The sequence below is a fragment of the Streptomyces flavusporus genome, assembly GCF_046267975.1.
Lineage (GTDB): Bacteria > Actinomycetota > Actinomycetes > Streptomycetales > Streptomycetaceae > Streptomyces > Streptomyces flavusporus.
This window is the reverse complement of record NZ_CP176503.1, coordinates 262,224-286,495: the sequence shown is the minus strand read 5'-3', so window position 1 is coordinate 286,495 and position 24,272 is coordinate 262,224. Positions and strand designations below refer to the sequence as shown.

Below are 24,272 nucleotides of genomic sequence, written 5' to 3'. Positions count from 1 at the left end.
CTGTGCCGGGGGTGGTGGCTACCGGAGCACGACGGTTCGGATCTCCCACGGACCGAGGACCAGTTCGAGCCCGTCCCGCACCGGCGTCAGGGACAGCGGTCGGCCGAGCAGGTCGACCGTGGTGGCTTCGGTGAACGCGCCGGTCACGTGGACGGTCGGCGCGGTGCCGCTCATCGCGGCCAACCGGACCTCGGTGCCGGCCCCGCGCACGTTGTCGGTGACACGGCGGATGCTCGAGACGAGGACGTCCTTGCCGTCGACCCGCACACCACTCGCGTCGGGGGGCAGGTGGCCTGCGGTGGGCGCAGTTCCGCGGGCGACGAGTACGTCGTTGCGGAACTCCTCGGCGAGAGCGACCGCGTTCGCGCCCTGCCAGCCGGCCGCCGAGGGCACGACGGCGAAACGGTTCTCGATCCGCATGCCGCGATCCTGCGCCCCCGGTGCGGGGATCTCGCTCGCCGCGGGCTCGTCGCGGAGGGGATGGATGTTGACGCTGATCGCGCCGATCGCGCGCAGCAGGGTGATGGCGAGTGCGGAGCCGTCGTCGACGAGTTCGTACTCACTGGAGTGGTCGAGCAGGACAGTGGCGGCGCCTGCCGACACGAACGAACTCGCGGGATAGGTCGGGATCGGGTACTCGCCCCAGCCGCCCTCGGCGGTGAGCCCACGCTCAGTGACGGCGAACTGGCCGGCGGAGGCGGACTTGGCCACGGGCTCGGGCAGCGGCACATGGAAGCGCAGCCGGTGATCGGCGCACTGGTTCAGGAACGATGTGGAGATGCGCACGAACGGCTCGCCCACGCGTACTTCCACCAGCATCTCCACCGGGGTCGGCACGGTCTGGCCGCTGCGCAGATCACGGTCGGAGGAGAGGGCGGCGGGCCACTCGTAGACGCGGGTGACACGCAACCTGGAACGCAGCGGGCCGCTCTCGAGGAAGTCAACGGTGACCTGTGTCGGCTCCGACACGAGCACATCCAGAGCCGGGGGAGCGTAGTTGTAGCTGTCGCCGCGGTCACCGCCGTCGACGAGACGGCCGACTCCGTCCAGGACGGTGCCGTCGGCCCCGGTCACCTTCAGGGTCCCGTCGGCGGCGACCGCGACCTCGACCAGTCCGTTCGAGAGCGCGTCGGCCGTCGCCGTCGCAGGTGCGAGCTGCATCGCCGGGGAGGCGGGCCGGTTGCTCGCTTCGGCCCGGAAACTCGCCAGCCCGCAGGCGGGGACGTGCACGGGTACCAGCGCGGTGGCCCGGGCCTCCGCCAGCGTCCGCACCCGCCACTCACCCGGATGCGCGGCGGCCGCGGCGGCGACCTCGCGGCGCAGGATCAGCAGGTCGAACGGTCCGCTGGTCGGCACCTGGGCGAGGTGGAAGACGAGCGAGCCCGGGGTGAGTTCGTAGTGGTCGATCAGAAGGCCGAACAACTCGCGGCGGTGGATACGGCGCAGCACCCGTTCGAGCTGCGAGGCGTCCATGCGCTCGTCGCTGAGCACGGTCGGGGCCTGGGAGATCAGCTGCATCGGATGCGCCGACCCGTCGGCGGCGGTCGCGACCAGCGCGGTTCCCTCCGCCGGGGCCACCACATCCACCTCGACCAGCGCCGTACGCGCCGACGGCAGCGGGTTGGCGACCAGGTAGCCGTCGCTCGGAACCTTGGCGGCGGGCTCGGCGAGGGCCGCGTCCCGTACGGCCCGTGCGGCCTGCACGGCTTCGGCGAGTCGCGCCTCGACCTGGTCGCAGGTCTCGTCGGTGCCCGAGCCGACCACCGAATCATGCGCGGTCGACTCGATGATCTTGTGCCATGCCAACGAGAGGAACGGCGAGTCATCACGCTGGGACCACAGGGCGTTCACCCGCTCGGCATGGTCGATGGTGCGCTCGGCGACGGCCATCCGCTGCTTGAGCCCGAGCCGCACGGACAGCACGCCCGGGAGGATGTTGCCGCGCACATGGCTGCGCAGCTCACCGGTGACGACGGCGTCCACCTCGTCCCGTACGTGCTTGCGGATGTACTCGTCGAGCGTCGCGATGGTGATGGCGCGCTCCTCGCTGGACGCGCGGCGCAGCCAGGCCGCCAACTGCGGGTCGGGCGCGTTGTGGTCGGTGCCGGCCATGGCCAGCACCGGATCGCCACCCCACCGCTCGGCCGTCATCTGGGCGTACTCGCCGAGCGCGCGGCCGATCTGGTCGGGCACCAGCAGGACGTCGAGGCCGTTGTCGTAGCCGTCGAAGAGGAACTCGGTGCGCACTTCGGAGCCGTCGGGAGCGCGCCAGCGGAAGGCGTGACCGCCGACGGAGCCGGGCACACCACGCCACAGCGCCGCATGCTCGATCCCGGCGCGCGCCAGGATCCGCGGCATCTGCGCGATGTGGCCGAACATGTCCGGTAGATAGCCGATGGGCATCGCACCGCCGAGGCCCTCGGCAGCCGCCCACCCCATTTGCAGATTGCGCACGATGGTCTCACCGGAGCAGAGAAACTCATCGAGCAGGATCAGCCACGGCCCGATGGCGAGCCGACCCTCGCTGACCAGGGCCACGACACGGTCGCGGTTCTCCGGCCGCATCTCCAGGTAGTCCTCGATCGCGGCCATCTGCCCGTCGGCGGTGAACCGGAAGTCCGGGTTCGCCTCGGCCGTCTCCAGCACGGTGTCGAGGGCGGCGACGAGCCGGTGCCGGAACACCTGGAAAGGCTCGTACCACTCCCGGTCCCAGTGGAAATGGGGCACGAAGACGGCGGGGTTCTGCATGGCGAGAGGGACCTTCTGTGCTGGCGGGGGAGGGAGAACGCAGAGCGGGGGAGTAGGTCACTTGAGGGAGCCGGCGGCGAGCCCGGTGCGCCAGAACCGCTGGAGGAGGATGAACACGATGATCACCGGCACGATCGACACCAGCGAGCCGGTGATCACGGACTGTTGCAGGAGCGGGGCACGAGCGGTCTGACCGTTCCACTGGTACAGGCCGAGCGTGATCGGGAACAGCGACTCCTTCTGCAGCATCACCATGGGCAGGAAGAAGTTGTTCCAGATGGCGACGAACTGGAACAGGAAGATCGTCACCAGCGCCGGCGTCATCAGCTTGAACGCCACCGAGAAGAACGTGCGGAACTCACCCGCGCCGTCCAGGCGCGCCGACTCGATGAGCTCTTGGGGGACGGCGGCGTTGGCGAAGATGCGGGCGAGATAGACGCCGAACGGGCTGACGATGCTGGGCAGGAACACCGCGAGGTAGGTGTTGACGAGCCCGGTCGCCGAGAACAGCAGGAACAGCGGGAGCGCGAGCGCGGTTGTGGGGACGAGGACACCGCCGAGGATGACCGAGAACAGGAACTCGCGGCCCCGGAAGCGGAACTTGGCGAGTGCGTAGCCGCACAGCGCGGAGATCAGGGTTCCCACGGCCGCGCCGAGCACCGCGTAGATGACGGTGTTCAGGGCCCACCGCCCGAAAATGCCGTCGCTGCGGGTGAACAGGACGCGCAGATTCTCGACAAGGTTGAAGTGCGAAAACGCCAGCCCGTTGGTGGAGGCGAGGTCACCCTGCGGTTTCGTCGCCGCGACGATCAGGAAGTAGACCGGCAGCAGGAAGTAGATCGCCAGCAGGAACATCAAAGCCATGACGGCCGTGCGGCTGACGCGGCTTTCGCGGATCACGGGTTGGTTGCTCATAGCCCGGCCTTCTTCGAGGTCAGTCGCATGAACCCGAAGCTCAGGACGAAGGTGATGACGGCGATGACCACGGAGATCGCCGCGGCCTGCTGGTAGTTGTTTCCGGAGGCCACCGCATAGGCGAGCATGTTCGGTGTGAAGGTGCTTGAGATGTTCGAGGAGATCTGGCGCAGCACGGCCGGCTCGGCGTAGAGCTGCAGCGTGCCGATGATCGAGAACACCGTGGTGAGGACGATGGACGGGGCGATGATCGGGACCTTGATCCGCCACGCGATCGTCCAGTTGCTCGCACCGTCGATCTTGGCGGCCTCGTAGAGCTCCTGCGGGATCGACTGCAGGGCTGAGAACATGATCAGCATGTTGTAGCCGGTCCACAGCCACGTCGAGACGTTCGCCGCCGACCACAACACCGCACCAGGGCCGAGGAAGTCGGGCTCCAGGCCGATGCCCTTCAACAGGTCGACGACGGGGCTGAGCTGCGGCGAGTAGAGATACGACCACATGATCGCGGCGATGACACCGGGCACGGCATACGGCATGAACGCCGTGATGCGGAAGAACGACTTGAGCCTCAGCAGGGGAGTGTCCAGCAGCAGCGCCATGATCAGTGCGACGAACAGCATGACCGGCACCTGCACGATGCCAAACAGCCCGATGCGCCCGATGCTGGCCCAGAACTCGCTGTTCTGGAACACCTGCACGTACTGCTCGAAACCGCCGAAGGTCGTGTACGACGTCCCGTACTGGCCGCCGGTACGGCGCACGACGCGGAAGCTCTGCCAGAGCGCGTAGCCGACCGGCACCAGGTAGAACAGCACGAACGGGAGGAAGAAGGGGATCAGGAACGCGGCGACGGTGCCCGCCCGGGGGCCGCCGTTGGATCGGCGGCGACGACCCTCGGACGACTCCACCACGTGGGTCGTGCGGATTGCGATGTCGGTCATGCTGCGGTCACTTGCCCGCCGCAGCCGGAATCGCCTGGTCCTTCATCGACTTCAGCGCTGCCGCCTGGGCGGCCGAGAGCGCGTCGGTGAGCGTGCCGTCACCGGCCGCCGCCTTGGCCATCGCGTCCTGCAGCGCCAGGTTCACCGTCTTCTGCGTGGGACCCCAGGTGAAGCTGGTGTCGACCTTCCTGGACGATGCGGCGAAGACGTCGAAGATCTTCTGGTTGTTGTAGTACGGCACGCCCTTGGAGAGCGCGGGAAGCTGCAGCCCGGCGTTGGCTGCCGGGTAGAGGCCGCCCAGCTCGTTCTCCAGCGCGAGGGCCTCCGGGTCGGTGTTCAGCCAGGTGTTGAACTTGACCGACTCGTACAGGTGCTTGCTGCCCTTCATGAACGCGACGGTCGATCCGCCCCAGTTGCCGGACGCGCCGTTCGCGCCCCACGTCGGCATCGGGACGACCGTCCACTTGCCGGCCTGCTGCGGCAGGTTGTCCCGGAACATGCTGTAGCCCCAGGCGGCGCCGATGTAGCTGGCGATCTGCTCCTTCTGGTACGCGGCGTACATCTGCGTCGAACCGTGGGTGAGGTCGGTGCGCACGAGCTTGTCGGAGATCAGCTTCTGCCAGTACTCCGCGACCTGCTTGCTTTGGTCCGACTCGACGGTGACGTGCCACTTGTCGTCGGAGTAGCTGTACATCTCGGCGTTGTTCTGCCAGAGGAGCCCGTTGAACCACTCGGCGTTGTTCGGGTCGAAGTACGTAATGGTGAGGTCGGAGTCCGCCTTGTGCAGCTCCTTTGCGGCCGCCGCGTACTCGTCCCAGGTCTTGGGGATCGCGACGTCGTGCTTCTTGAAGATGTCGCTGCGCACAAAGAGGGCCATCGGGCCGGTGTCCTGCGGCAGGGCGAACACGCCGGTGTCGCTGAAGCTGGTCTGCGACCAAGTCCACGGAACGAACTCCGTCTTGGCCGCGGTGGCCGCCGAGCAGGCCGATGCGTCCACGAAGGCGTCCTGGGTGCGCAGGTTGGGGAGCTGGTCGTAGCCGACCTGAGCGAGGTCCGGCGCCTTCCCCGCCTTGAGGGCGTTGCCGATGGCGCCGTACTGGTCGTTGGAGATGTTCTTCGTCTCGACCTGGATGTTCGGATTCTTCTTGTTCCACAGGTCGACGACCTTGTCCATGCCCGGAACGGTGTTCCAGTACTGGAGGGTGACTTTCCCCTTCGCGGGCTCGCAGGAGGCTGCGGATGCCTTACCTGCCGGAGCGGGCGACGAGCACCCGGGGAGTACGGCGATGCCGGCTGCCGCGGCGACGATGGCGAGGCGGGTGCGCGTGACTGTGCTGCTCATATTTTCCGATCCAGAGAACGACTAGCGACGGTGCTAGGCGGGTCGACGTTGACACCTCAGGCGGATGCCTTCTGGTTGGAATAAAGGGCCGTGAGCGGTAACGTGAACGCTCACGGGAGCGGTAACGGGAGCTTGTTGCGAAGTGATTGGGAGTGTGCGCTTCGGTGCGGCCGAGTGTCAAGGCACAAGAGCCGTGCACGAGTTCAAGGATGAGAAGGCGTCAGGCAATGCGTCGGCATCTCATGGGAGAGCGGCAGCGCATCCACGGACCGCCGCCTGGCGCCCGGTCGAGACCGTCAAGCGCCCGCACACAAGCACAACTTCAGCCCGGGGCATACTCGGTGTCCCTGCGACGCGGACGCGTCGACAACTACGCGGAGGTGAGTGATGGCGTCGTCGGGGACCGGACCCCGCAAGGTGACGATCGACGATGTGGCCCGGACCGCCGGAGTGTCCCGACAAACCGTGTCACGGGCGCTCAACGACAAGGACGAGATCGGTGTCGCCACCAAGCAGCGCGTCCTCGACGCCGCCCTCGCGCTGGGATACCGGCCGAGCCGGTTTGCCAGGGGACTCGTCCGACAGGACACGATCAGCGTCGGGCTCGTGATCCCCGATCTGCTCAACCCGTTCTTCACCGAGGTCGCCGCTGCTGCGCTGGACGCGGCGCGGGCGCGTGGCTGGCATGTTGTCGTCTACGACACCGGTGACCGCATCGAGGAGGAGCGGGGCACGCTCGAGGTGATCGCGTCTCAGGTGGATGCCGTAGTGGGGTACCTGAGCCAGCCGGAGGACGAGATCGCCAAACTGACCCGAGGGCTCCCCGTGGTGCTCATCGACCGGGAGCACCGTGCCGAGAGGTTCAGCTCGATCAGGATCGACGGCGAGGAAGGCGTCCACGCTGCGATCAGGTATCTGGTCGAGTCGGGGCACCGGCGCATCGGCATGCTCGATCACGCAGGCCGGTCCGAGCCGAGTATCCGCCACGACTGGTTCGTCGGCGCGATGTCCGCCTGCGGACTGGACGCCGGATCGGTGAGCCGCGCAGATCAGAGCGTTGAGGGCGGCGAGAACGCACTGAAGGAGCTCCTCGCCGCTCACCCTGACGTGACCGCCGTGTTCACGTTCAACGACATCATCGCCATCGGAGCATTGCGCGCCGCGCGCCGACTCGGACGGCAGCTTCCCGCAGACCTTGCCGTGATCGGCTTCGACGGCCTCCGGCTCGGAGCGCTCGTCGAGCCAGCGCTGTCCACCGTGGCCCTGGACACGCGTGGGCTCGGTGCGCTCGCCGTGGAACAGGCCGCCTGGCTGCTGACCGGAAGCAGTCCGCTCAGTCGCGACGAACTGGTGGTAAGGACAGAACTGCGGCTGCGTGAATCGGCATAAGCGGCGTCGGGATGCCGCCGCCGACCCGCTGGTCGGCCGCCGCTTCGGGCCGGCAGCAGCACGGCACATCGTCATGCTGCTGCCGTGCGCCAACCAGGCAGGGTAGGAGGAATTGCCCCGCCTGTGGATCAGGCCGAGGGCATGGCGCCGTGGTGCACCCAGTACCAGCGGCTCATCGATGCTGACGAGCAGCACGAGCTGTTCGGCAAACATGAGGTGCTGCGGGACGAGATCCGCTTCGTGTCCGACCGCCGCTCCACCTCAACGACGCCCTCGCCCGGGCCGCCGCCCGCTGGGCCGTGGACCAGGCCATCGCCGCCCGAGCCACGGTCATCTACCTGGAAGACCTGCGGTCGATGGAAGCCAAGGGCATGGGCCACACCCCCAACACCTGCATGTCCCCGACGGTGCGCGGCCAGATCGCCGACCGCATCGGCACCTCGCCGCCGAAGCCGGTATCGCCGTCGTCACCGTCCCGCCCCGCAACACCTCCAGGCACTGCCCCCAGTGCCTCACCGCGCTGCGGCACCGCAAAGTCCCCGACCGCCCCACCACGGCGGGCTGGAAACGGGCCATCTGCCCTGGTCGGGACTGCGGCTGGCAGGGCGAACGCGACCACGGCGCATGGCAGCGCATCGCCGCACGCGGCCTTACCCACCAGGCCAAGACCGTCACCGACCGGGCCACCGGGCAGATGGCAATCCGCACGGTGGTGGACACACTCGAAACGAAAGCGGTCATAACCCCGACCACCCAGGCCAGCCTGGCCGACCGGTCCGAGACCGGCCCCACCCGGCGCCGAAACACACGCCCCGCGGCCTGGCGGGCAAGCGTCCGGATGGACACGCACCAACGGACCGCAGGACACTGCCCCGCGCAGCCCACCGGAACCAGGGCGTGAAGACGATCAGCACACCCTCCCCCAGACTCGGTCCGGGAGTACCCCCATCCGGCCACCGGCCGCGCGGAGCAGCAGTGGGCGCAGGCTTCTACCGGCACACCCACGCCACCCCTCCACGATGGGCAGATCCCACAGAGACGCTCACACGGGCGACCCGCCGCAACCGACGCATGCTCCTCCACGTCCCACAGGACGTGACCGCCACCTCAGCCGACTCGACCACACAGGTGTGGCCGTACTGCGCGCACGGCTCCGGGGCGGACGGCGTCGGCTGTCGTGGCCGCATCGTCGAGCCGCACCCCGTCTGCCTGGCCCATCTCACCGACGCCGACCGCTCCTCCTACCTCGCCGGGTTGCAGCCCGGCGTAGACCTCGATCACCGTGGCACGTCGTTCACCGAAGAACTGCTGAGCGAACTGCTCGCCGCACTCACAGCCCCTGCAACAGACGAGCCTCACTTGGGCAACGCCGTGTTCGACACGGCGCGGTTCAGCGGCGACGCCCACTTCGACGAGGCGAAGATCAGCGGGAACGCGTCGTTCTATGAGACAGAGATCGTCGGTAACGCCTGGTTCTACGGGACGGAAATCGGCGGCGACGCCAGGTTCGACGACGCGGAGATCGGCGGCAACGCCTGGTTTGTCAGTGCCAAGATCAGCGGTGACGCCGACTTCTACCGGGTGCACATCGGCGGTGACGCGCTGTTCCAAAAGGCGCAGATCGCCGGTGAAACCCACGTCGTTGCGACGGAGATCGGCGGCGACCTTTGGCTCTCCGCTGCGACGATCCGGGGGAGTGCCTCGCTTGCCGGGGCGAAGTTCAACGGCAACGTCCTCTTCCACAGCACGGTGTTCGAGCGCACCGCCCAGGTGGGTCCGCTGGTGTGCCGGAACGCTGGATGTGTCGGAGGCGGTGTTCCATGGTGCCGTGACCATCGAGGCGTCGACAGCGGCCCTGCAGTGCAGGCGGACACGGTGGGCTTCCACAGCCGCGCTGCGGCTGCGCCACACGGCTGTGGATCTGAGCGACGCGGTCCTGGAATACCCGGTGAGCATCGCCGCCCGTGTCCGCCCCTTCATCGTGAACGGCCTGGAGATGCCCGAACCCGATCCTACGGATCTTCCGGTGCAGGTCGTATCACTGCGGGGAGTGGACGCGGCTCACCTGGTCCTTACAGATGTCGACCTGACCGACTGCCTCTTCGTCGGGACCATCCACCTTGACCAGTTGCGGCTCGAGGGCCGGTGTCTGTTGGCCACCGCCCCGTCCGGGCCGCGCTGGCACCGGTCTACCGGCAGCTGCGCAAGGCCTTCGAGGACGGCAAGGACGAGCCGGGGGCGGCCGACTTCTACTACGGCGAGATGGAGATGCGCCGTCACGACCCCAGCACTCCGCGCGCCGAGCGGGCCCTGATCGCCGCGTACTGGGCCCTGTCCGGCTACGGGCTGCGGGCCTCCCGTGCCCTGGGCCGGCTGCTGGCGGCCATGACCGTCACCGTGCTGGCGATGATGCTGTGGGGCCTCCCGCAGGACGACCCGAAATCGCAGAGCACCGGCACTCTCACCGGCCGCACCATCGCCATGACCACAGACACCCCCGATCCGGCCCATCCCAATGGGCCGTATGCACAGCGGATGTCGACCGGGCGGTTCGAGAAGTCCATGCGGGTGGTGATCAACTCGGTGGTCTTCCGCTCCTCCGGCCAGGACCTGACCACGGCGGGCACATGCACGGAGACGGCCTCCCGTCTGGTGGAGCCGGCCCTGCTCGGCCTCGCCGTCCTTGCTGTGCGCGGCAGGGTGAAACGGTAGTCGGCGACCGCTGCACCGACTGGGCGCTGGGTTCCGGCACCACAACGGGCTTCCGCCTCATGGAGAAACTCCCGGCGGACGGCTCGGGCCACCGTGGCCGGTGTCACCTGGCGAGATGAGGCGCTCACGATGCAAGAAGGTGCATGGCGCCTTCATACCTCGTCCCCCTGGCAACGAATACCTGGCAAGCAGGACGGTCGGTCGCCGCCAGCCCAGGGAGTGCGTATGACGGGACACCAGCTCGAGGTGATGGGCACCCCGGCCGTCCCCGGTACGGAAGAGACGCTCGCCCGGCTGCTCGCGGACGTCGCGAAGCTCGACGAGGTGCCTCTCGACAGTCATTTCTTCAACGATCTGGGGGCCGACTCCCTGGTCATGGCGCACTTCTGCGCGCGTGTCAGAAAGCGGCCCGACCTGCCGTCGGTGTCGATGCGCGACATCTACCGGTACCCCACCGTCAGCGCGCTGGCGGCGGCGATGGTGGACGGCGCACCTCAGGGCACGGCTCCGGGTACGCCGCCGGTTCCCGCCCCCGACACACGGCCACGGCCACCGGCGGAACCGACGGGCCGTCCCCACTACATGCTCTGCGGCGTCCTGCAAGTGCTGTGCTATCTCGGCTACGCCTGCCTCCTCGCCGTCGTCACCGCCCGCGGCTACGACTGGATCTCGGGCGGGAGCGGCCTGCTGCAGGCCTACCTGCGGTCCGTTGTGTTCGGCGCCACGCTGCTGGTGGTCCTGTGCGCTCTGCCCGTGATCGTGAAGTGGCTGCTGATCGGCCGGTGGAAACCGCAGCGGATTCGCGTCTGGAGTCTGGTCTACGTCCGCTTCTGGCTGGTCAAGACGCTGGTCCGGTCGAGTCCGGTCCTGCTGTTCGCCGGGTCGCCGCTGTACCCGCTCTACCTCAGGGCGCTGGGTGCCCGGATCGGACGGGGGGTGACCTTCCTCTCGCGCAGTATGCCTGTCTGTACCGACCTGCTGACGATCGGCGACAGCACGGTGGTCCGCAAGGACTCGCTGATCAACTGCTACCGCGCACACGACGGTGTGATCGAGACGGGTCCCGTCACCCTGGGCCGGGACGCGGTCGTCAGTGAGGCGACGGTGCTGGACATCGGCACCTGTCTCGGTGACGGATCCCAGCTGGGCCACGCGTCCTCGCTGCACACCGGTCAGGAGGTCCCGGACGGCCGACACTGGCACGGGTCGCCGGCCCAGCCCACGGACGCCGAATTCCAGCCGGTGGAGGCCGCCCGCTGCGGCACCCTGCGGCGAGCGGTCCACGGAGTCCTGCTGATGCTCACCGCGGTGCTGGTGTACGTGCCGCTGGCGGTGGGCTGTCTGGACGTACTGCTCTCCCGCATCCTGGAGGGAGACACGGCGCTGGAGCAGGCGCAGACATCCCCGGCCGGCTGGGCTTTCTACGTGGACGTGCTGGTGGTCACGGCCGTGATCTTTGCCTGCGCCGTGCCCGCCGCCCTCGTCGTCCTGGCCACCGTCCCGCGGCTGCTCGCCCGGTTCGTCACCCCGGGCCGGACGTACCCGCTGTTCGGCTTCCACCATGCCGTGCACCGGGCGATCCTCCTGCTGACCAACAGCAGGTTCCTCACCCGCCTGTTCGGCGACAGCACATGCATCGTGCACTACCTGCGCTGGATCGGTTACGACCTCTCCCGCGTGGAGCAGACCGGGTCGAACTTCGGCACCCGGGTCAAGCACGAGAGCCCCTTCATGAGCGCGGTCGGCACGGGCACCATGGTCGCCGACGGCCTCTCCCTGATGAACGCCGACTACTCCAGCACGTCCTTCCGCCTGTCGCGGACCGCGATCGGAGCGCACAACTTCCTCGGGAACCGGGTCGCCTACCCCACGCGCGGCAGGACCGGTGACAACTGCCTCCTGGCGACCAAGGTGATGGTCCCCGTCGACGGCCCGGTCCGGCACGACGTGGGACTGCTGGGGTCTCCCAGCTTCGAGATCCCGCGGTCGGTGGTGCGGGACAGCACCTTCGACGAGCTGACGAACGGGAACGGGCTGCGCCGCCGCCTGGCCGCCAAGAACCGGCACAACGCCGTCACAATGGCGTGGTTCCTGTTCGCGGGATGGCTGTACTTCTTCTGCATCACCCTGCTCTTCGCGTGCGCCGCGAGCCTCTACCCACAGTGGGGCACGGCAGCCATCGCGCTCGCCAACGCCCTCGCACTGCCGTTCACCGTCCTGTACTTCATCCTGGTCGAGCGGGCCGTGACGGCACTGCACCCTCCGGGACCGCTGTTCTGCTCGATCTACGACCGCCGCTTCTGGCAGCGTGAGCGGTACTGGAAAGTTCCCTCCGAGACGTATGTGCAGGTCCTCAACGGCACGCCGTTCAAGGGATTCGCGTGGCGCCTGCTCGGTGCAAGCGTCGGCACCAGGCTGTTCGACGACGGACTCAGCATCACCGAACGCGGGATGGTCACGATCGGGGACAGCTGCACGTTCAACGTGGGAAGCGTCGTCCAGCCCCACTCGCAGGAGGACGCCACGTTCAAGTCGGACCGCAGCGAGATCGGCTCCGGCTGCACCCTCGGCGTCGGAGCGTTCGTGCACTACGGCGTGCGGATAGGTGACGGTGCCGTGCTGGCGGCGGACTCCTTCCTCATGAAGGGCGAGGTGGTCCCCGACCATGCTCGCTGGGCGGGGAATCCGGCCCGTCCCGCACTCGACGGCGGCGGAGGTGAAGGGTGATGGCGAGGGCGACGGCACTGACCGACGACCGAACCCACGGCGGCGACGCACGGTCCGGCGAGGGACCCACGGCCGACGCCGCCGCACAGGCCGGGGACGCCGCGCCGGCCGTCGGCGGCACACCGGCCGAGGTCAGCTTCACAGCCGTACCGCGGTGGACCCGTGCCCCGGTGCCCGGCACCGCCGAGCATGTCACGCCCGTCCCCGCAGCGGTGACGACGGCCCTGCACCGGCGGGCCCGGGAACTGGGCGTCCCGCTCACGGCGGTGTTCCTGGCCGCGCACGCCAAGGTGCTCGCCACACTCTCCGGCGACCCCGTCGTCCGCACCGGCTACCTGTCCACGGCGGGCACCACGCCCCTCCCCATCCAGTTGACCGTCGGGCCCGGTACATGGCGCCAACTGCTGCTGGCATCCCACCGGGCCGAATCGGGGCTGCTGTCGTCCCGGACCAGCTCGTCGGCCGACGCGCTGTCGCGCACGGGCGGGACCGCACCCTGCCCCGAGGCCGTGTTCGACCCGACCGGACGCGGGCCCGCGGGCGAGAACGGCACCGTTCTCATGGTGACGGCGGCGGAGCAGGACGGCCGACGCGTCGTGCGCCTGCGCTACCGGACCGACCTGCTGGACGTGGACTGCGCGGCCCGGATCGCCGGATACCACCTCGCCGCTCTCGAACAGATCGCCGCCGACCCGGACGCCCCGCACCACCGGCACAGTCTGCTGTCGGCCGAGGAGATCCGGTTCCAGATCGACGGACTCGCCGGTCCGCGCCGGGACCTGCCCGACCGGCGCTGCCACGAACTGTTCGAAGAGCGCGTGCGCAGCCACCCGGACGCCGTCGCCGCCGTGCACCGCGACCGGCAGTGGACGTACGGCGAACTGAACGTGCGGGCCAACCGGCTGGCCCGTGCCCTGCTGGCGCAGGGGCTGCGCCCCGAGGACACGGTCGCGGTGGTGACCGGGCGCGACCTGAACTGGCTGGCCGGCGTGCTCGCCGTCTTCAAAGCAGGCGGCGCCTACCTCCCCGTCGACCCGCACTACCCGCCCGGCCGCATGACCACCATGCTCACCCGCGCCGCCTGCCGGTTCGTGCTCACCGAGCCGGGCGCCACCACGAACCTGGACCAGGCGCTGGACGTACTGCCCGGCACCCGTACGCTGCTCGTCCCGGACATCACCGAGCGGGCCACCGACGGAACCGACCCAGGAGTCGAGGTGCCGGCCGACCGGCTCGCGTACGTGTTCTTCACCTCCGGCTCCACAGGTGAGCCCAAGGGCGCGATGTGCGAGCACGCGGGCCTGCTCAACCACCTGTACGCCAAGATCGACGACCTGGACATCGGTGCGGGCACGGTCGTGGCGCAGACCGCCTCGCAGTGCTTCGACATCTCGCTGTGGCAGCTGCTCGCAGGCCTGCTGACCGGCGGCCGGACCCTGCTGGTCGAACAGGACGCGATCCTCGACGCCGACCGGTTCCTCGACACGATCGTCGAGCGCCGGGTCAACGTCCTCCAGGTCGTGCCCTCGTACCTCGACGTCATCCTGTCCACCCTCGAACGCGCCCCGCGCGACCTGCCGGACCTGCGCTGTGTGTCGGTCACGGGAGAGGCGCTCAAGAGTGAGCTGGCCCAGCGGTGGTTCACCATCGGGCCCGGGATCCGTCTGGTCAACGCCTACGGACTGACCGAGACGTCCGACGACACCAACCACGAGGTGATGGATCGCGCGCCCACCGGCGACCGGGTCCCGCTCGGCCGGCCCGTCAACAACGTGCGCGTGTACGTCGTCGACGACAACCTGATGCTGGTCCCGCTCGGCGCCCCCGGTGCCATCGTCTTTTCCGGTGTCTGCGTCGGCCGAGGGTATGTCAACGACCCCGAGCGCACCCGGCTCGCCTATCCGGACGATCCGTACCGTCCGGGGCAACGGCTCTACCGGGGAGGCGACTTCGGCCGCTGGCTGCCCGACGGGAAGCTCGAGTACCTCGGCCGCAGGGACGTGCAGGTGAAGATCCGCGGGTTCCGCGTCGAGATCGGCGAGATCGAGAACACGCTGCTCCGGGTCCCCGGCGTCCGCGACGGCGCGGTGGTGGTGACGGGGGAGGGGCACGGCAGGCAACTGGCCGCCTTCTACACGAGCGGGGAGACCCTGACCGCCGAGGACGTCCGCGAGCGGCTCGGCGACCTGCTTCCCGAGTACCTGGTCCCGGCCTCCTTCCACCAGGTGGCGCACCTGCCGCTGACGGCCAACGGCAAGACCGACACGAAGGCGCTGGCGGCGCTGGCGGAGGAACTCGGCAGGTCCGGCGACGCCTACCAGGCACCCAGGACGCCGACCGAGCAGCGGCTGGCGGAGAAGTTTGCGACGGTCCTCGGCATGCCGTCCGACCGCATCGGCCGGGGCGACAGCTTCTTCGACCTGGGCGGCACCTCCCTGTCGGCCGTCCGGCTCGCGGTATCCCTGGACCGCCTGATCTCCCTGCGTGACCTCACCCGCCATCCGGTGCTGGCCGAGCTGGCCGGTCTCATCGACACCCGGACATCGGGCCGACCGGAAACACACGCCGAGGTCCGGCGGGTCCTGCGGCCACTGCTGCCCTCGGACGGACTCGCGCGGGCCGCCGTGGCCTGCTTCTGCGACACAGGCCGGACCGACGCGGATTTCCTGCCGCTGGCCGAAGCACTGCGCGGCAGCGGACTGACGGTCCACCTCGCCGAACAGCCGGACGCGGCGCGGGTCGCCGCGGAGACCGGCCGGCTCGGCGCGCCCAGCATCCTTGTGTGGGGCGACGGCTCGGGCGCGGTGCCGGCCGTGGAGACGGCCCGCACCCTGCAGCAGCACGGAGTCGTGGTGCGTGGCGTGTTCCTCTCCGTGCAGTCCTCCTTCGGCCCTCCGCTTGACGCGGAGCGGCTGACAATCCCTGTCACCGTGCTGGTCGGCGCCGACACGCCCGGTGAGGTCGAAGACGACGGCGAGACAACAAGCGAGGCGGCGAAGGCTCGCCGGGCACCGGGCGACTGGCACTTCCTGGCCGAGCACGTAGAAGTGCGGGACGTAGCCGGCGGCGGCCGCCACTTCCTGCGCAGCCGCCCGGCGGAGGCCGCCGAGACCTTGATCCGAGCCGCCTCTCCGTCGGCGGAACCGTAAGTCGCGCATCCCGAGGAGACCACCATGCTGTCCGCACTGTTCCGCAAACACCCGGCCCCCGCCGCGCCGCCACCGTCCGCCGGGAGCACCACGCCTCCGGCCTCCGGCGAGCCGCCGTTCCTCCAGGCCGAGGCCGGCTCGGACGCGGCGGCCTGGGTGGCCGTCCGGCACGACCGACTGCGCGACCTCCTCGTCGAGCACGGCGCTGTCACGGTCCGGGGCCTCGGTCTGCGCACTCCGGCCGACGTCGAGTCGGTCCTCCACCAGATGGCCGACCGTCCGGCGACCGAGCGGGAGGCGTTCGCCGCCCGCGACCGCCACGCGGAGGGCGTCTACTCGTCGTCGGCGTGGCCGCCCAACCAGCCCATGTGCATGCACCACGAGCTCAGTTACGCGCTGGAGTTCCCCGCCCTGATGCTGTTCGCGTGCCTTCAGCCGCCCACCGCGGGCGGTGCCACCGCCGTGGCCGACTCGGCCGCCGTGCTGCAGGCGCTGCCGGCCGAACTCGTCGACCGGTTCGAGCGGGAAGGCTGGCTGCTCACCCGCACCTACACCAACGAGATCGGTGCCACGCTGAGCCAGTCCTTCGGCACCGAGGACCGCGACGCCATCGAGGCGTACTGCCGTGCCAACGCCATCGACTGGTCCTGGCAGCCGGACGGCTCGCTACGGACCCGGCAGCACCGGCGTGCCGTGGTGCGGCACCCGGTCTCCGGTCGGCGCTGCTGGTTCAACCAGATCGCGTTTCTCAACGAGTGGACGCTGGCGCCCGAAGTACGGGAGTTCCTCGTCGAGGAGTACGGCCCCGACGGCCTTCCCTTCAACACCCGCTACGGCAACGGTGACCCCGTGCCCCGGGACGTCGTCGAGCAGATCAACAACGCCTACGACGCGCACACCGTACGCCGGGCCTGGCATTCGGGAGACCTGATGCTCGTGGACAACATCCGCACCGCGCACAGCCGGGACGCGTACGAAGGGCCGCGGAACGTGGTGGTCGCCCTGGCGGACCCGGTGCGTCAGGACCACCTCGCGGCGTCGACCGGGAGGGCAGCGGCATGATCACGGTGCGTCCCGCCCCCGAGAAAGCGGCCCGGGCCGAGGTACCGGCCGTACCGTCCTTCGCGGTCATCCCCGGGGCCCAGGTCAAGAGCGTGCTCGACGGACGTGAGAAGGCTGTGGTGGAGGTGGTCGAGGCGACGTACCGCCTGCACGGGGCAGGCCGTACGGTCAACCCGCCGTCCTCCTTCCTGCGCTTCCCCGACCGGCCGTCGTCGCGGATCATCGCCCTGCCCGCCTCGCTCGGCGGCGAGAGCCGGGTGGACGGCCTGAAGTGGATCTCCAGTTTTCCCGCCAACGTCGAGTCGGGCATCCCCAGGGCGTCGGCCGTGCTCATCCTCAACGACCCCACCACGGGCTACCCCTTCGCGTGCCTGGAGAGCTCGATCATCAGCGCCGCCAGGACCGCCGCGTCCGCCGCTGCGGCGGCCGACCGGCTCAGCAGGGGACGACCGCGCCCCGCCCGCCTGGGGTTCGTCGGGGCCGGTCTGATCGCCCGGTACATCCACACGTACCTGGAGGGCACCGGCTGGTCCTTCGACGCCATCGGTGTGCACGACGTGTCCGCCGACAGCGCGGCGGGATTCCGGACGTACCTGGAGCAGTCAGGAGCCGTCGGACGCGTCACCGTGCACGGCAGCGCGCGGGAGCTGATCCGCCACAGCGACCTGATCGTCTTCGCCACCGTCGCCGACCGGCCGCACATCGACGAGCCGTCGTGGTTCCGCCACAACCCGGTGGTGCTGCACGTGTCACTGCGCGACCTCGCGCCGCAGGTGCTGCTGTCGGCCACCAATGTCGTCGACGACATCGACCACTGCCTCAGGGCCGCCACCTCACCGCACCTCACGGAAAGCCTCACCGGCAACCGCCGCTTCCTGCTCGGCACGCTGGACGACGTGATGGCCGGCCGGGTGACAGTGCCGGCCGACCGGCCGGTGGTGTTCTCGCCGTTCGGCCTCGGCGTGCTCGACCTCGCGGTCGGCAAGTTCGTCTACGAGGAGGTGGCACGCTCCGGCGAACTGCGGATCATCGACAACTTCTTCCACGAACTGCGCCGGTACGGCTGAGGACGGCTCACCACCCGCCTTTCGGCCGGTGTTCCGGTCACGGACTCGGAGGCCATCGTGCCCGTCATATCCGTTCCCCAGGCCTTCAACGAGGAGGATCTGTACATCGACCTGGAGCCGATGTTCGGACACCGGCTGTTCCTCAAGTGCGAGGGTTTCAACTTCGCCGGTTCGATCAAACTGAAAGCCGCGACCGAGATGGTGGAGTCCGCCGAGCGGAGCGGCGTCCTGACACGGGACTCGATCCTGGTGGAGTCCTCGTCGGGCAATCTCGGTGTGGCCCTGAGCGTGATCGCGGCGAGCAAGGGCTACCGTTTCGTCTGTGTGACGGACTCCCGCTGCAATCTCGCCACCCGGCAGATGATGGAAGCCCTCGGCAGCCAGGTGCACATCGTCTCCCACGAACACCCCACCGGCGGCCTCCTGGGAGCGCGACTGGAGTACGTACGCGGCCTGTGCGCCGCGGACGACCGCTATGTGTGGCTGAGCCAGTACACCAACCCTGACAACTGGAAGGCGCACTACTTCAGGACGGCGCCGGCCATCGCCCGCATCTTCCCGCAGCTGGACGTGCTGTTCGTCGGGGTCGGCACCACCGGCACCCTGATGGGGTGCGCACGCTGGTTCCGGTCCTGGAACCGGCCGGTGCGGATCGTCGCCGTGGACAGTGTCGGCTCCGCCATCTTCGGCGACCCGCCAGGCCGCCGTATGATCCCCGGCCTGGGCATGAGCGTCCGGCCGCCGTTGCTCGACGAGGCGTACGTGGACGAGGCGGTGCGCGTCGAGGAGGCCGACACCATCCGTACCTGCCGGAACCTGGCGAAGCGGGGCTTCCTCTTCGGCGGGTCGACCGGCACGGTGGTCAGTGGGGCGATGAGCTGGCTGGCCCGGCACGAGACCCGAAGCCTCACCCCGGTGGCGATCGCCCCGGACCTCGGCGAGCGCTACCTCGACACGATCTACCAGACCAACTGGGTGCAAGCCCTCTACGGTGACCAGGACCTCGTCCCGGAGGCGCCACCCGACCACGGTGTCGCGGGCCGCGAGTCGAGCACGGCGAACGGCCGGGCTCGCTGACAGACATCCGCCCACCCGCCGTGAAAGACATGCGACGAAAGACGGCCGACCCCATGCTCCCCAGGCACCCGGCCGAGGAACCGGCGTGGGCAGCCCCACATCCGGTACTGCTGCCCGAGCTGCTTGTCCCCGCCGTCTGGGCCCGGCCGCTGACGCCACCCCGCTTCGGTCGGCCGCCGCGACTGTGGCTGGCGCGGGTGGAGGCCCTGCGCGACGTCGTTGCCCCGCTTGCCGCATCGGTGCTGGACAGCGGCGAAAGGGCGAGAGCGGCGGCGCTCCAGTCGGCGGCGGACCGGGACGGTTACCGGGTCGCGCACATCGGGCTGCGGCTGCTCCTCGGTGCCTACCTCGGCATCGAGCCCTCGGACGTGCCGCTGGTGCGACAGCCGTGCCCCATGTGCCGGGCCCCGCACGGCCGGCCCGCCGTGCCCGGCGCCGACCTCTGCTTCTCCCTCTCCCGGAGCGGCGGGCTCTGCCTCCTCGCCTTCGCGGCCACCGCGGTCGGCGCGGACATCGAGCAGCTTCCTGCTTCCGATGTCGTCGACGACGTCGGTGCCATGCTGCATCGCCGGGAGGCCGCCGAACTCGCGGCTTGTCCGCCGGAGCGGCGTCCGGCTGCCTTCGCCCGTGCATGGACCCGGAAGGAGGCCTACCTGAAAGGTCTCGGCACCGGACTCGGACGCGACCTCCGCCTCGACCACCTCAGCACCTCACCGCACGCACCCAGCCAGGTGCCGGGCTGGGTGATTCACGACGTCGCGGCCGGTCCGGGTCACGCGGCTGCCGTCGCGGTCGCTGAGGCACCGCCGGCGGAGCGGCCACGGTGACGCCTCCTCACCTCCTCACGCGGGCACCGGGATGATGGCGAGCAGGTCGGAGGTCGGCTGGGGCGAGCCACCCGCGGGTTCGACGGTCACACAGACGGCGGTGGCCTCACCGAGCCGCCCTTCGAGGACCTGTGCCTGAGAGCCGCCCGCGGAGGACAGCAGGCCGGCGGGCCGGTACCGCCCCTCGTACCCGTACCACAGTTCGTAGACCCGGTCGCCAGTGAGGGGCGGCAGGCCCGAGGCGACGAACGCGGTCCGGCTCTGGGCCCGCGAGGCGATCACGCTCGCCGTCGCGCCGTGCGGCAGCCGACTGGTGCTGATCGTGGCGTCCGCGGCGGCCAGGACATCGGCGAGCGCCTCGCTGCCGCCACGGACGTCGGCGACCTGCTCGCGGGCGGTGTCGGCCTCGGAGTGCTGCCACCAGGCGACACCCCCCAGAGCCGCGGCTGCCGCCACGGACGCCGCCAGCGCCAGCACGAGGCCCCGCTGCCGCCGGCGATGTCGCCGCGAGGCGACGGGCCGCTCCTGACGCACGGTCGCGATCCGTTCGAGTACACCGCGGCGCAGGTCGGCGGAGGGTGTCCGAACCTCGACGGCGCCCAGCCGGGCGACGGTCTGCGTCATCTCGTCGGCCTCGCGCCGGCACGCCGCGCAGCACGCCAGGTGGTTCTCGAAGGCGGCTTCCTCGCCGGGAGGCAGAGCGTGCAGTGCGTACGCGCCGACCTCGCTGCAAGGGTCCTCGGAGTAGCTCATGATCCGCCGCCCTCCAGACACTCCCGCAAGCGCTGCAGCCCCTGACGCATCCGCGACTTGATGGTCCCGACGGGAGTGGCCAGGGAATCGGCCACCTCCGCGTAGGTCAGCCCTTCGTAGTAGGCCAGTACCAGGGGCAGCCGCAGGTGCCCGGCCAGCTGGGACAGACAGCGGAAGACGACCCGGTAGTCCTCGCGAACCTCGACCTCCTCGGCCACCGCGTCGAAGGGCCGCTCGTGCTCCAGGGCCGCGGTGCGCAGCTCGCGGGCCCTGCCTGCGGCGACGGACCGCACCCGGTCCACCGCCCTGCGGTGGGCGAGGGTGAGCACCCAGGTGCGGGCGGGGCCCCGCTCCGCGCGGAAGCGGGCGGCGGTACGCCACACCTCCACCATCACGTCCTGGGTCACCTCCTCCGCCTGCGCCTCGTTCCGCAGTACCCGGTAGGCCAGTCCCATCACCGGCGGTGCCAGTGCGTCGTACACGCCGACGAATGCCTGCTCGTCGCCGTCGGCGGCACGGATGAGCAGCTCGTCCACCCGGGCATCGTCCGATGACCGTGTCCGCCGGACCGGCGCGTCGCTTTCCACGTCCGCGTCGTTTCCACGCTTCATGACCGCTCCTCAGCTCTGCTCGACAGTGGCCCCTCCGCGAGGAAGACGCACCTCGCCCGGAGCTGTCCGCCTGACATATTCACCTTCCTGCCGGAGGCGACCGGGAGCACGGCCGTAAAACGGATGAAGAGGGGCGAACGAGGCCCCCACAGGTTGTTCGGAGCTGCCGCCTCCACGGATCGACGCAGGGCCTGCCAGTCGCATGCGAAGGCTCGTTCGAAGCCGTCTGACGGCGAACACGAGCCCGACACATCCCTCGGCGTCCGCTCACCCCCGGGTGCGTTGGGAAGGCCGTCGCCGTCGGCGGCTGCTTCGGTGGGTTCCTGTTTCATCGAGAGTGCTCCCCGTCAGGCGGGGAGACCGACCGTCTCTCGGCAGGCGTTCAGCCTGTCGGCCCGTCCGGCCGCAAGGGTGTTGATCGCGGCGTTGACGTCACGGTCGTGGACGGTCCTGCCTGCCTCGCATGTCCTCTTTGCTGTACGGCACCGCATGGCCTGCGCACGCTGCGACTTCCACACCCCCAAGGACTCCACCAAGGCTCAACTCCTCGAAGCCAAAGCCAACTTGCAGAAGATGCGCGCCGCCATGGCGCTCACCGAGGACGAGCAGGCTGCCGTCGGCGACGGCCGAGCCGCCCTCGACCGCCTCCTGGAACGACTCGCCGACGTCCCCACCTCATCCGGGACGACGCCACGTCAGCTCGACATCCCAGCGACCGCCACCTTCCTGCCGATCGTGGACGTCAAGCAGGGCAGGGAGATCTCGAGGCCGAGCTGATATCGGAATGCGAACACGCCCAGGGGCGTGTCACAGCGAAGGTGGTCACGGACGGCGTCGTAGCCGCCTCGATAACCGTGCTCGGTGATCTCCTCCCACAGCTTCCAGGCGTTGGTGCAGCCTTCCTCCCACCGCCGGTGAAGGTACGGCTTGAACGTATCGAGTCTGGCCGCCCGGTCCTGTCACTGGCTGACCGAGATCCTGAGCAGTTCCGCCAGCCGTCCGCCCGCTCACCCGGCGAGCGCCAGGCCCAAGGAGCTGAGTGCCGACCGCAGCCGCTCGGTCCATCGGCCGTGCCGACGTGTCTGCCCCGGCACCTGTTCACGAACGTCCGCGGGAGGCATCCCGGAGCCGTGCCCGCCGCCTTCGCCGGGCGCGGCATCCGGCGGTAGTTCTGCCGGGTCGGCGAGGGCGGACCTGGCGGGAACAACGCCGAGGGCTTCACGTGGTGTGGTGCAGCCAGCGTTGGAGGGCGGCGTTGATGCTGTCGGGCAGGGCGCTGAGCTGGTCGATGGCGTCGCGGTCGTCGGGGTGGGGTGGGATGCCGGCCGCGGTCAGGGCTGCGTGCAGGTCGAGGCGTCGCTGGTCACGTGGGTCGATGGTGCAGGCGAGGCGGTGGGCGGGGTTCGGCGGCGGGAGCAGGTAGTCCGCGTCCCTTGGCTGTCCGGCGGGCGCCGGCCGGATGGGGGCGGACTCGTCGACGGCGTAGAGGTCGACGAAGGAACGGGGCGCGCTGTGCTCGAAGGCAGTGGTAGTCACGTCGCTCTCCTCACGGGCAGCTTGCAGATGCAGGACCAGAGGCGCTCGGGGGCTGCGGCGGTTGCGGGCGTGGCGGGGTTTCACGCGGATGGCGTCATCGGCGGTTCATCGTCTGGTCCGACCGGAGGGCACCGTTGTCGTGGTGCGTGACGGAGGAGGCCTCTGTTACGCACTTTCGGGTGAGGGGCAGGCTGTTGCCGGCCGGCGCGTCGGGAGACGGGGGCGGGTCCGGCCGGTGCCTGCCGGGCGATGCGGGCCGGTGGGCCATCACCTTGGGAGCATTTGCCGCATAGATGGATATCGAAGGTGAGAGTAACGGTGATGTGGGCGATTCGTAACACAGTGCGCGTGCCGCGTTCACCTGCCGCAGTCGCGGCCAGGGTGTGCATGCGCGGCCGACCGGCCGCCACTCGCACACCGCACCATCACGTCCCCTCCACGCCCGTCCCGGGCCGAGCAAGGGATCGGTGCCCGTACATGCAGGAGGCTTCGTGTCTTCTTCCGTTGCAACCGCCCGCCGACTGTCCGCCGCAGCGCTCGCGGCAGCTGCCGTCCTGGGCGCCACGGCGCTGCCGGCGTCGGCCGCCGGCCACCCCCGCCCGGATGGTGCCAAGGTGGAGATCTCGGCCGTGCAGTACGATTCCCCGGGCTTCGACGACGGCTCCAACCGCTCACTGAACAGGGAATGGGTGGAAATCACCAACAACAGCCGCCGCGAAGTCAACCTGGACGGCTGGACCCTTCAGAGCGAAGACGGTGACACCTACACCTTCGACCGCTACCGCCTCGAAGGCCGCTCAACGGTGCGCATCCACACCGGCTTCGGCCGCGACACCGACACCGACCTCTACCAGGACAGCCGAGACTACGTCTGGGGCAACCGCTCCGACACCGCGACCCTGCGCAGCGACCGCGGCCGCTTCATCGACGACTACACGTGGGGCCACGACCGAGACCGTCACCACCGCGGCGGCGACCACCACCGGCGGTAAACGGGCCGGACAGCTGGCCCAAGAGGTCGCAGGCAACGGGGCAGACCCGGCGACGCGGGTCTGCCCCGTCCCTCTCTGCCGGGTAAGCCGCGGTACAGGGCCTGGCCACTGCAGCCGGCGCCCCGGCCAGTTCGTCGGCGTGCACGTCGTCGGCAAAGCGATCGTGCAGGTGATCTCGCTGGTGGGTGTATCCCAGCGCCATGCATCCTTGTTTTCAAGCAGACGGAGAAGGGCGCCGGACCCTCGGCGGCGTGCTCGGTCGGCTCAGGCGTTGGGACGCTTGCCGTGGTTGGCCTTCTTCTTCTTACGGCCGCGTCGTTTGTTGCCTCGCTTGGCCATGGTGCGTATCTCCCTAATCAGGACTTTTCACGCCTTCGTCAGTCTAGATTCGGCCCGAGGGATCCGCACCAGCGGTGCGGCA

The 24,272-nt window shown here is 69.6% G+C and carries 20 protein-coding genes; 12 read left to right on the top strand and 8 right to left on the bottom strand.

The window, feature by feature from the left end; translation table 11 throughout:
• Positions 1 to 18 precede the first annotated feature (18 nt).
• Genes ACKTSN_RS01545 through ACKTSN_RS01530 form a run of 4 tightly spaced genes read right to left on the bottom strand, consistent with a single transcriptional unit; the run spans position 19 to position 5,949 of the window.
• On the bottom strand, positions 19 to 2,748 hold the full coding sequence (locus tag ACKTSN_RS01545; RefSeq protein ID WP_409467403.1) for an alpha-mannosidase: 2,730 nt from the start codon (positions 2,746 to 2,748) through the stop codon (positions 19 to 21).
• A gap of 57 nt (positions 2,749 to 2,805) precedes the next feature.
• Entirely contained in the window at positions 2,806 to 3,663 is an 858-nt protein-coding gene (locus ACKTSN_RS01540) for a carbohydrate ABC transporter permease (protein WP_409467402.1), read from the bottom strand.
• A complete protein-coding gene (locus tag ACKTSN_RS01535) occupies positions 3,660 to 4,607 on the bottom strand; it encodes a carbohydrate ABC transporter permease (protein ID WP_409467401.1) in 948 nt (315 codons plus the stop codon). The genes ACKTSN_RS01540 and ACKTSN_RS01535 overlap by 4 nt, the downstream gene beginning before the upstream one ends.
• 7 nt (positions 4,608 to 4,614) lie before the next feature.
• Complete coding sequence (locus ACKTSN_RS01530) at positions 4,615 to 5,949, bottom strand: ABC transporter substrate-binding protein (RefSeq protein WP_409467400.1); 1,335 nt, start codon at positions 5,947 to 5,949, stop codon at positions 4,615 to 4,617.
• Between the two features lie 387 nt (positions 5,950 to 6,336).
• On the opposite strand from ACKTSN_RS01530, the gene ACKTSN_RS01525 reads away from it, so the two are divergent.
• The 10 genes from ACKTSN_RS01525 to ACKTSN_RS01480 all read left to right on the top strand — a co-directional run bounded on the left by ACKTSN_RS01525 (position 6,337) and on the right by ACKTSN_RS01480 (position 19,959).
• The gene (locus ACKTSN_RS01525; RefSeq protein WP_409467399.1) at positions 6,337 to 7,338 is read left to right on the top strand and encodes a LacI family DNA-binding transcriptional regulator; all 1,002 of its coding nucleotides are present in this window, start codon (positions 6,337 to 6,339) and stop codon (positions 7,336 to 7,338) included.
• Positions 7,339 to 7,516: 178 nt separating this feature from the next.
• Positions 7,517 to 8,239, top strand: a complete 723-nt coding sequence (locus ACKTSN_RS01520; protein ID WP_409467398.1) for a zinc ribbon domain-containing protein — start codon at positions 7,517 to 7,519, stop codon at positions 8,237 to 8,239.
• Positions 8,240 to 8,409: 170 nt separating this feature from the next.
• Complete coding sequence (locus tag ACKTSN_RS01515) at positions 8,410 to 9,462, top strand: pentapeptide repeat-containing protein (protein ID WP_409467397.1); 1,053 nt, start codon at positions 8,410 to 8,412, stop codon at positions 9,460 to 9,462.
• Positions 9,463 to 9,483: 21 nt separating this feature from the next.
• Positions 9,484 to 10,050 carry a hypothetical protein gene (locus tag ACKTSN_RS01510; protein WP_409467396.1) on the top strand — a complete coding sequence of 189 codons (567 nt, stop codon included), beginning with the start codon at positions 9,484 to 9,486 and terminating at the stop codon, positions 10,048 to 10,050.
• Positions 10,051 to 10,275: 225 nt separating this feature from the next.
• A complete protein-coding gene (locus ACKTSN_RS01505) occupies positions 10,276 to 12,777 on the top strand; it encodes a Pls/PosA family non-ribosomal peptide synthetase (RefSeq protein ID WP_409467395.1) in 2,502 nt (833 codons plus the stop codon).
• Positions 12,777 to 15,926: a non-ribosomal peptide synthetase gene (locus tag ACKTSN_RS01500; protein WP_409467394.1), complete on the top strand. Its 3,150-nt coding sequence runs from the start codon at positions 12,777 to 12,779 to the stop codon at positions 15,924 to 15,926. The genes ACKTSN_RS01505 and ACKTSN_RS01500 overlap by 1 nt, the downstream gene beginning before the upstream one ends.
• Before the next feature lie 24 nt (positions 15,927 to 15,950).
• Positions 15,951 to 16,988, top strand: coding sequence for a TauD/TfdA family dioxygenase (locus ACKTSN_RS01495; protein WP_409467393.1), 1,038 nt, complete (start codon positions 15,951 to 15,953; stop codon positions 16,986 to 16,988).
• A complete protein-coding gene (gene sbnB, locus ACKTSN_RS01490; RefSeq protein ID WP_409467392.1) occupies positions 16,985 to 18,055 on the top strand; it encodes a 2,3-diaminopropionate biosynthesis protein SbnB in 1,071 nt (356 codons plus the stop codon). The genes ACKTSN_RS01495 and sbnB overlap by 4 nt, the downstream gene beginning before the upstream one ends.
• 57 nt (positions 18,056 to 18,112) lie before the next feature.
• Entirely contained in the window at positions 18,113 to 19,132 is a 1,020-nt protein-coding gene (gene sbnA, locus ACKTSN_RS01485; RefSeq protein ID WP_409467391.1) for a 2,3-diaminopropionate biosynthesis protein SbnA, read from the top strand.
• Positions 19,133 to 19,161: 29 nt separating this feature from the next.
• The gene (locus ACKTSN_RS01480; protein ID WP_409467390.1) at positions 19,162 to 19,959 is read left to right on the top strand and encodes a 4'-phosphopantetheinyl transferase family protein; all 798 of its coding nucleotides are present in this window, start codon (positions 19,162 to 19,164) and stop codon (positions 19,957 to 19,959) included.
• Between the two features lie 15 nt (positions 19,960 to 19,974).
• Here the strand turns inward: ACKTSN_RS01480 and ACKTSN_RS01475 are convergent, their stop codons facing one another.
• Together ACKTSN_RS01475 and sigK are read right to left on the bottom strand one after the other, a co-directional pair.
• Positions 19,975 to 20,712 carry an anti-sigma factor domain-containing protein gene (locus tag ACKTSN_RS01475; protein ID WP_409467389.1) on the bottom strand — a complete coding sequence of 246 codons (738 nt, stop codon included), beginning with the start codon at positions 20,710 to 20,712 and terminating at the stop codon, positions 19,975 to 19,977.
• Positions 20,709 to 21,323, bottom strand: coding sequence for an ECF RNA polymerase sigma factor SigK (gene sigK / locus ACKTSN_RS01470; protein WP_409467388.1), 615 nt, complete (start codon positions 21,321 to 21,323; stop codon positions 20,709 to 20,711). The genes ACKTSN_RS01475 and sigK overlap by 4 nt, the downstream gene beginning before the upstream one ends.
• A 489-nt stretch (positions 21,324 to 21,812) precedes the next feature.
• Between sigK and ACKTSN_RS01465 the strand changes: the two genes are divergently transcribed.
• Positions 21,813 to 22,100 (top strand): hypothetical protein, encoded by a 288-nt coding sequence (locus ACKTSN_RS01465; RefSeq protein ID WP_409467387.1) that lies wholly within the window; start codon positions 21,813 to 21,815, stop codon positions 22,098 to 22,100.
• Between the two features lie 441 nt (positions 22,101 to 22,541).
• On the opposite strand, the gene ACKTSN_RS01460 is transcribed toward ACKTSN_RS01465, so the two are convergent.
• Entirely contained in the window at positions 22,542 to 22,859 is a 318-nt protein-coding gene (locus ACKTSN_RS01460) for a hypothetical protein (RefSeq protein WP_409467386.1), read from the bottom strand.
• 491 nt (positions 22,860 to 23,350) lie between these two features.
• On the opposite strand from ACKTSN_RS01460, the gene ACKTSN_RS01455 reads away from it, so the two are divergent.
• Entirely contained in the window at positions 23,351 to 23,851 is a 501-nt protein-coding gene (locus tag ACKTSN_RS01455) for a lamin tail domain-containing protein (RefSeq protein ID WP_409467385.1), read from the top strand.
• Positions 23,852 to 24,115: 264 nt separating this feature from the next.
• Here ACKTSN_RS01455 and ACKTSN_RS01450 read toward each other — a convergent pair whose 3' ends face one another.
• Entirely contained in the window at positions 24,116 to 24,190 is a 75-nt protein-coding gene (locus ACKTSN_RS01450) for a 50S ribosomal protein bL37 (RefSeq protein WP_099504217.1), read from the bottom strand.
• Between the last annotated feature and the right edge of the window lie 82 nt (positions 24,191 to 24,272).

Coding starts and splice junctions, on each gene's coding strand:
- ACKTSN_RS01500 (WP_409467394.1), top strand. CDS start 12,777: ATGGCGAGGGCGACGGCACTGACCGACGACCGAACCCACGGCGGCGAC.
- ACKTSN_RS01545 (WP_409467403.1), bottom strand. CDS start 2,748: ATGCAGAACCCCGCCGTCTTCGTGCCCCATTTCCACTGGGACCGGGAG.
- ACKTSN_RS01540 (WP_409467402.1), bottom strand. CDS start 3,663: ATGAGCAACCAACCCGTGATCCGCGAAAGCCGCGTCAGCCGCACGGCC.
- sigK (WP_409467388.1), bottom strand. CDS start 21,323: ATGAAGCGTGGAAACGACGCGGACGTGGAAAGCGACGCGCCGGTCCGG.
- ACKTSN_RS01525 (WP_409467399.1), top strand. CDS start 6,337: ATGGCGTCGTCGGGGACCGGACCCCGCAAGGTGACGATCGACGATGTG.
- ACKTSN_RS01465 (WP_409467387.1), top strand. CDS start 21,813: ATGGCCTGCGCACGCTGCGACTTCCACACCCCCAAGGACTCCACCAAG.
- ACKTSN_RS01480 (WP_409467390.1), top strand. CDS start 19,162: ATGCGACGAAAGACGGCCGACCCCATGCTCCCCAGGCACCCGGCCGAG.
- ACKTSN_RS01535 (WP_409467401.1), bottom strand. CDS start 4,607: ATGACCGACATCGCAATCCGCACGACCCACGTGGTGGAGTCGTCCGAG.
- ACKTSN_RS01520 (WP_409467398.1), top strand. CDS start 7,517: ATGCTGACGAGCAGCACGAGCTGTTCGGCAAACATGAGGTGCTGCGGG.
- ACKTSN_RS01515 (WP_409467397.1), top strand. CDS start 8,410: ATGCTCCTCCACGTCCCACAGGACGTGACCGCCACCTCAGCCGACTCG.
- ACKTSN_RS01530 (WP_409467400.1), bottom strand. CDS start 5,949: ATGAGCAGCACAGTCACGCGCACCCGCCTCGCCATCGTCGCCGCGGCA.
- sbnB (WP_409467392.1), top strand. CDS start 16,985: ATGATCACGGTGCGTCCCGCCCCCGAGAAAGCGGCCCGGGCCGAGGTA.
- ACKTSN_RS01495 (WP_409467393.1), top strand. CDS start 15,951: ATGCTGTCCGCACTGTTCCGCAAACACCCGGCCCCCGCCGCGCCGCCA.
- ACKTSN_RS01475 (WP_409467389.1), bottom strand. CDS start 20,712: ATGAGCTACTCCGAGGACCCTTGCAGCGAGGTCGGCGCGTACGCACTG.
- ACKTSN_RS01505 (WP_409467395.1), top strand. CDS start 10,276: ATGACGGGACACCAGCTCGAGGTGATGGGCACCCCGGCCGTCCCCGGT.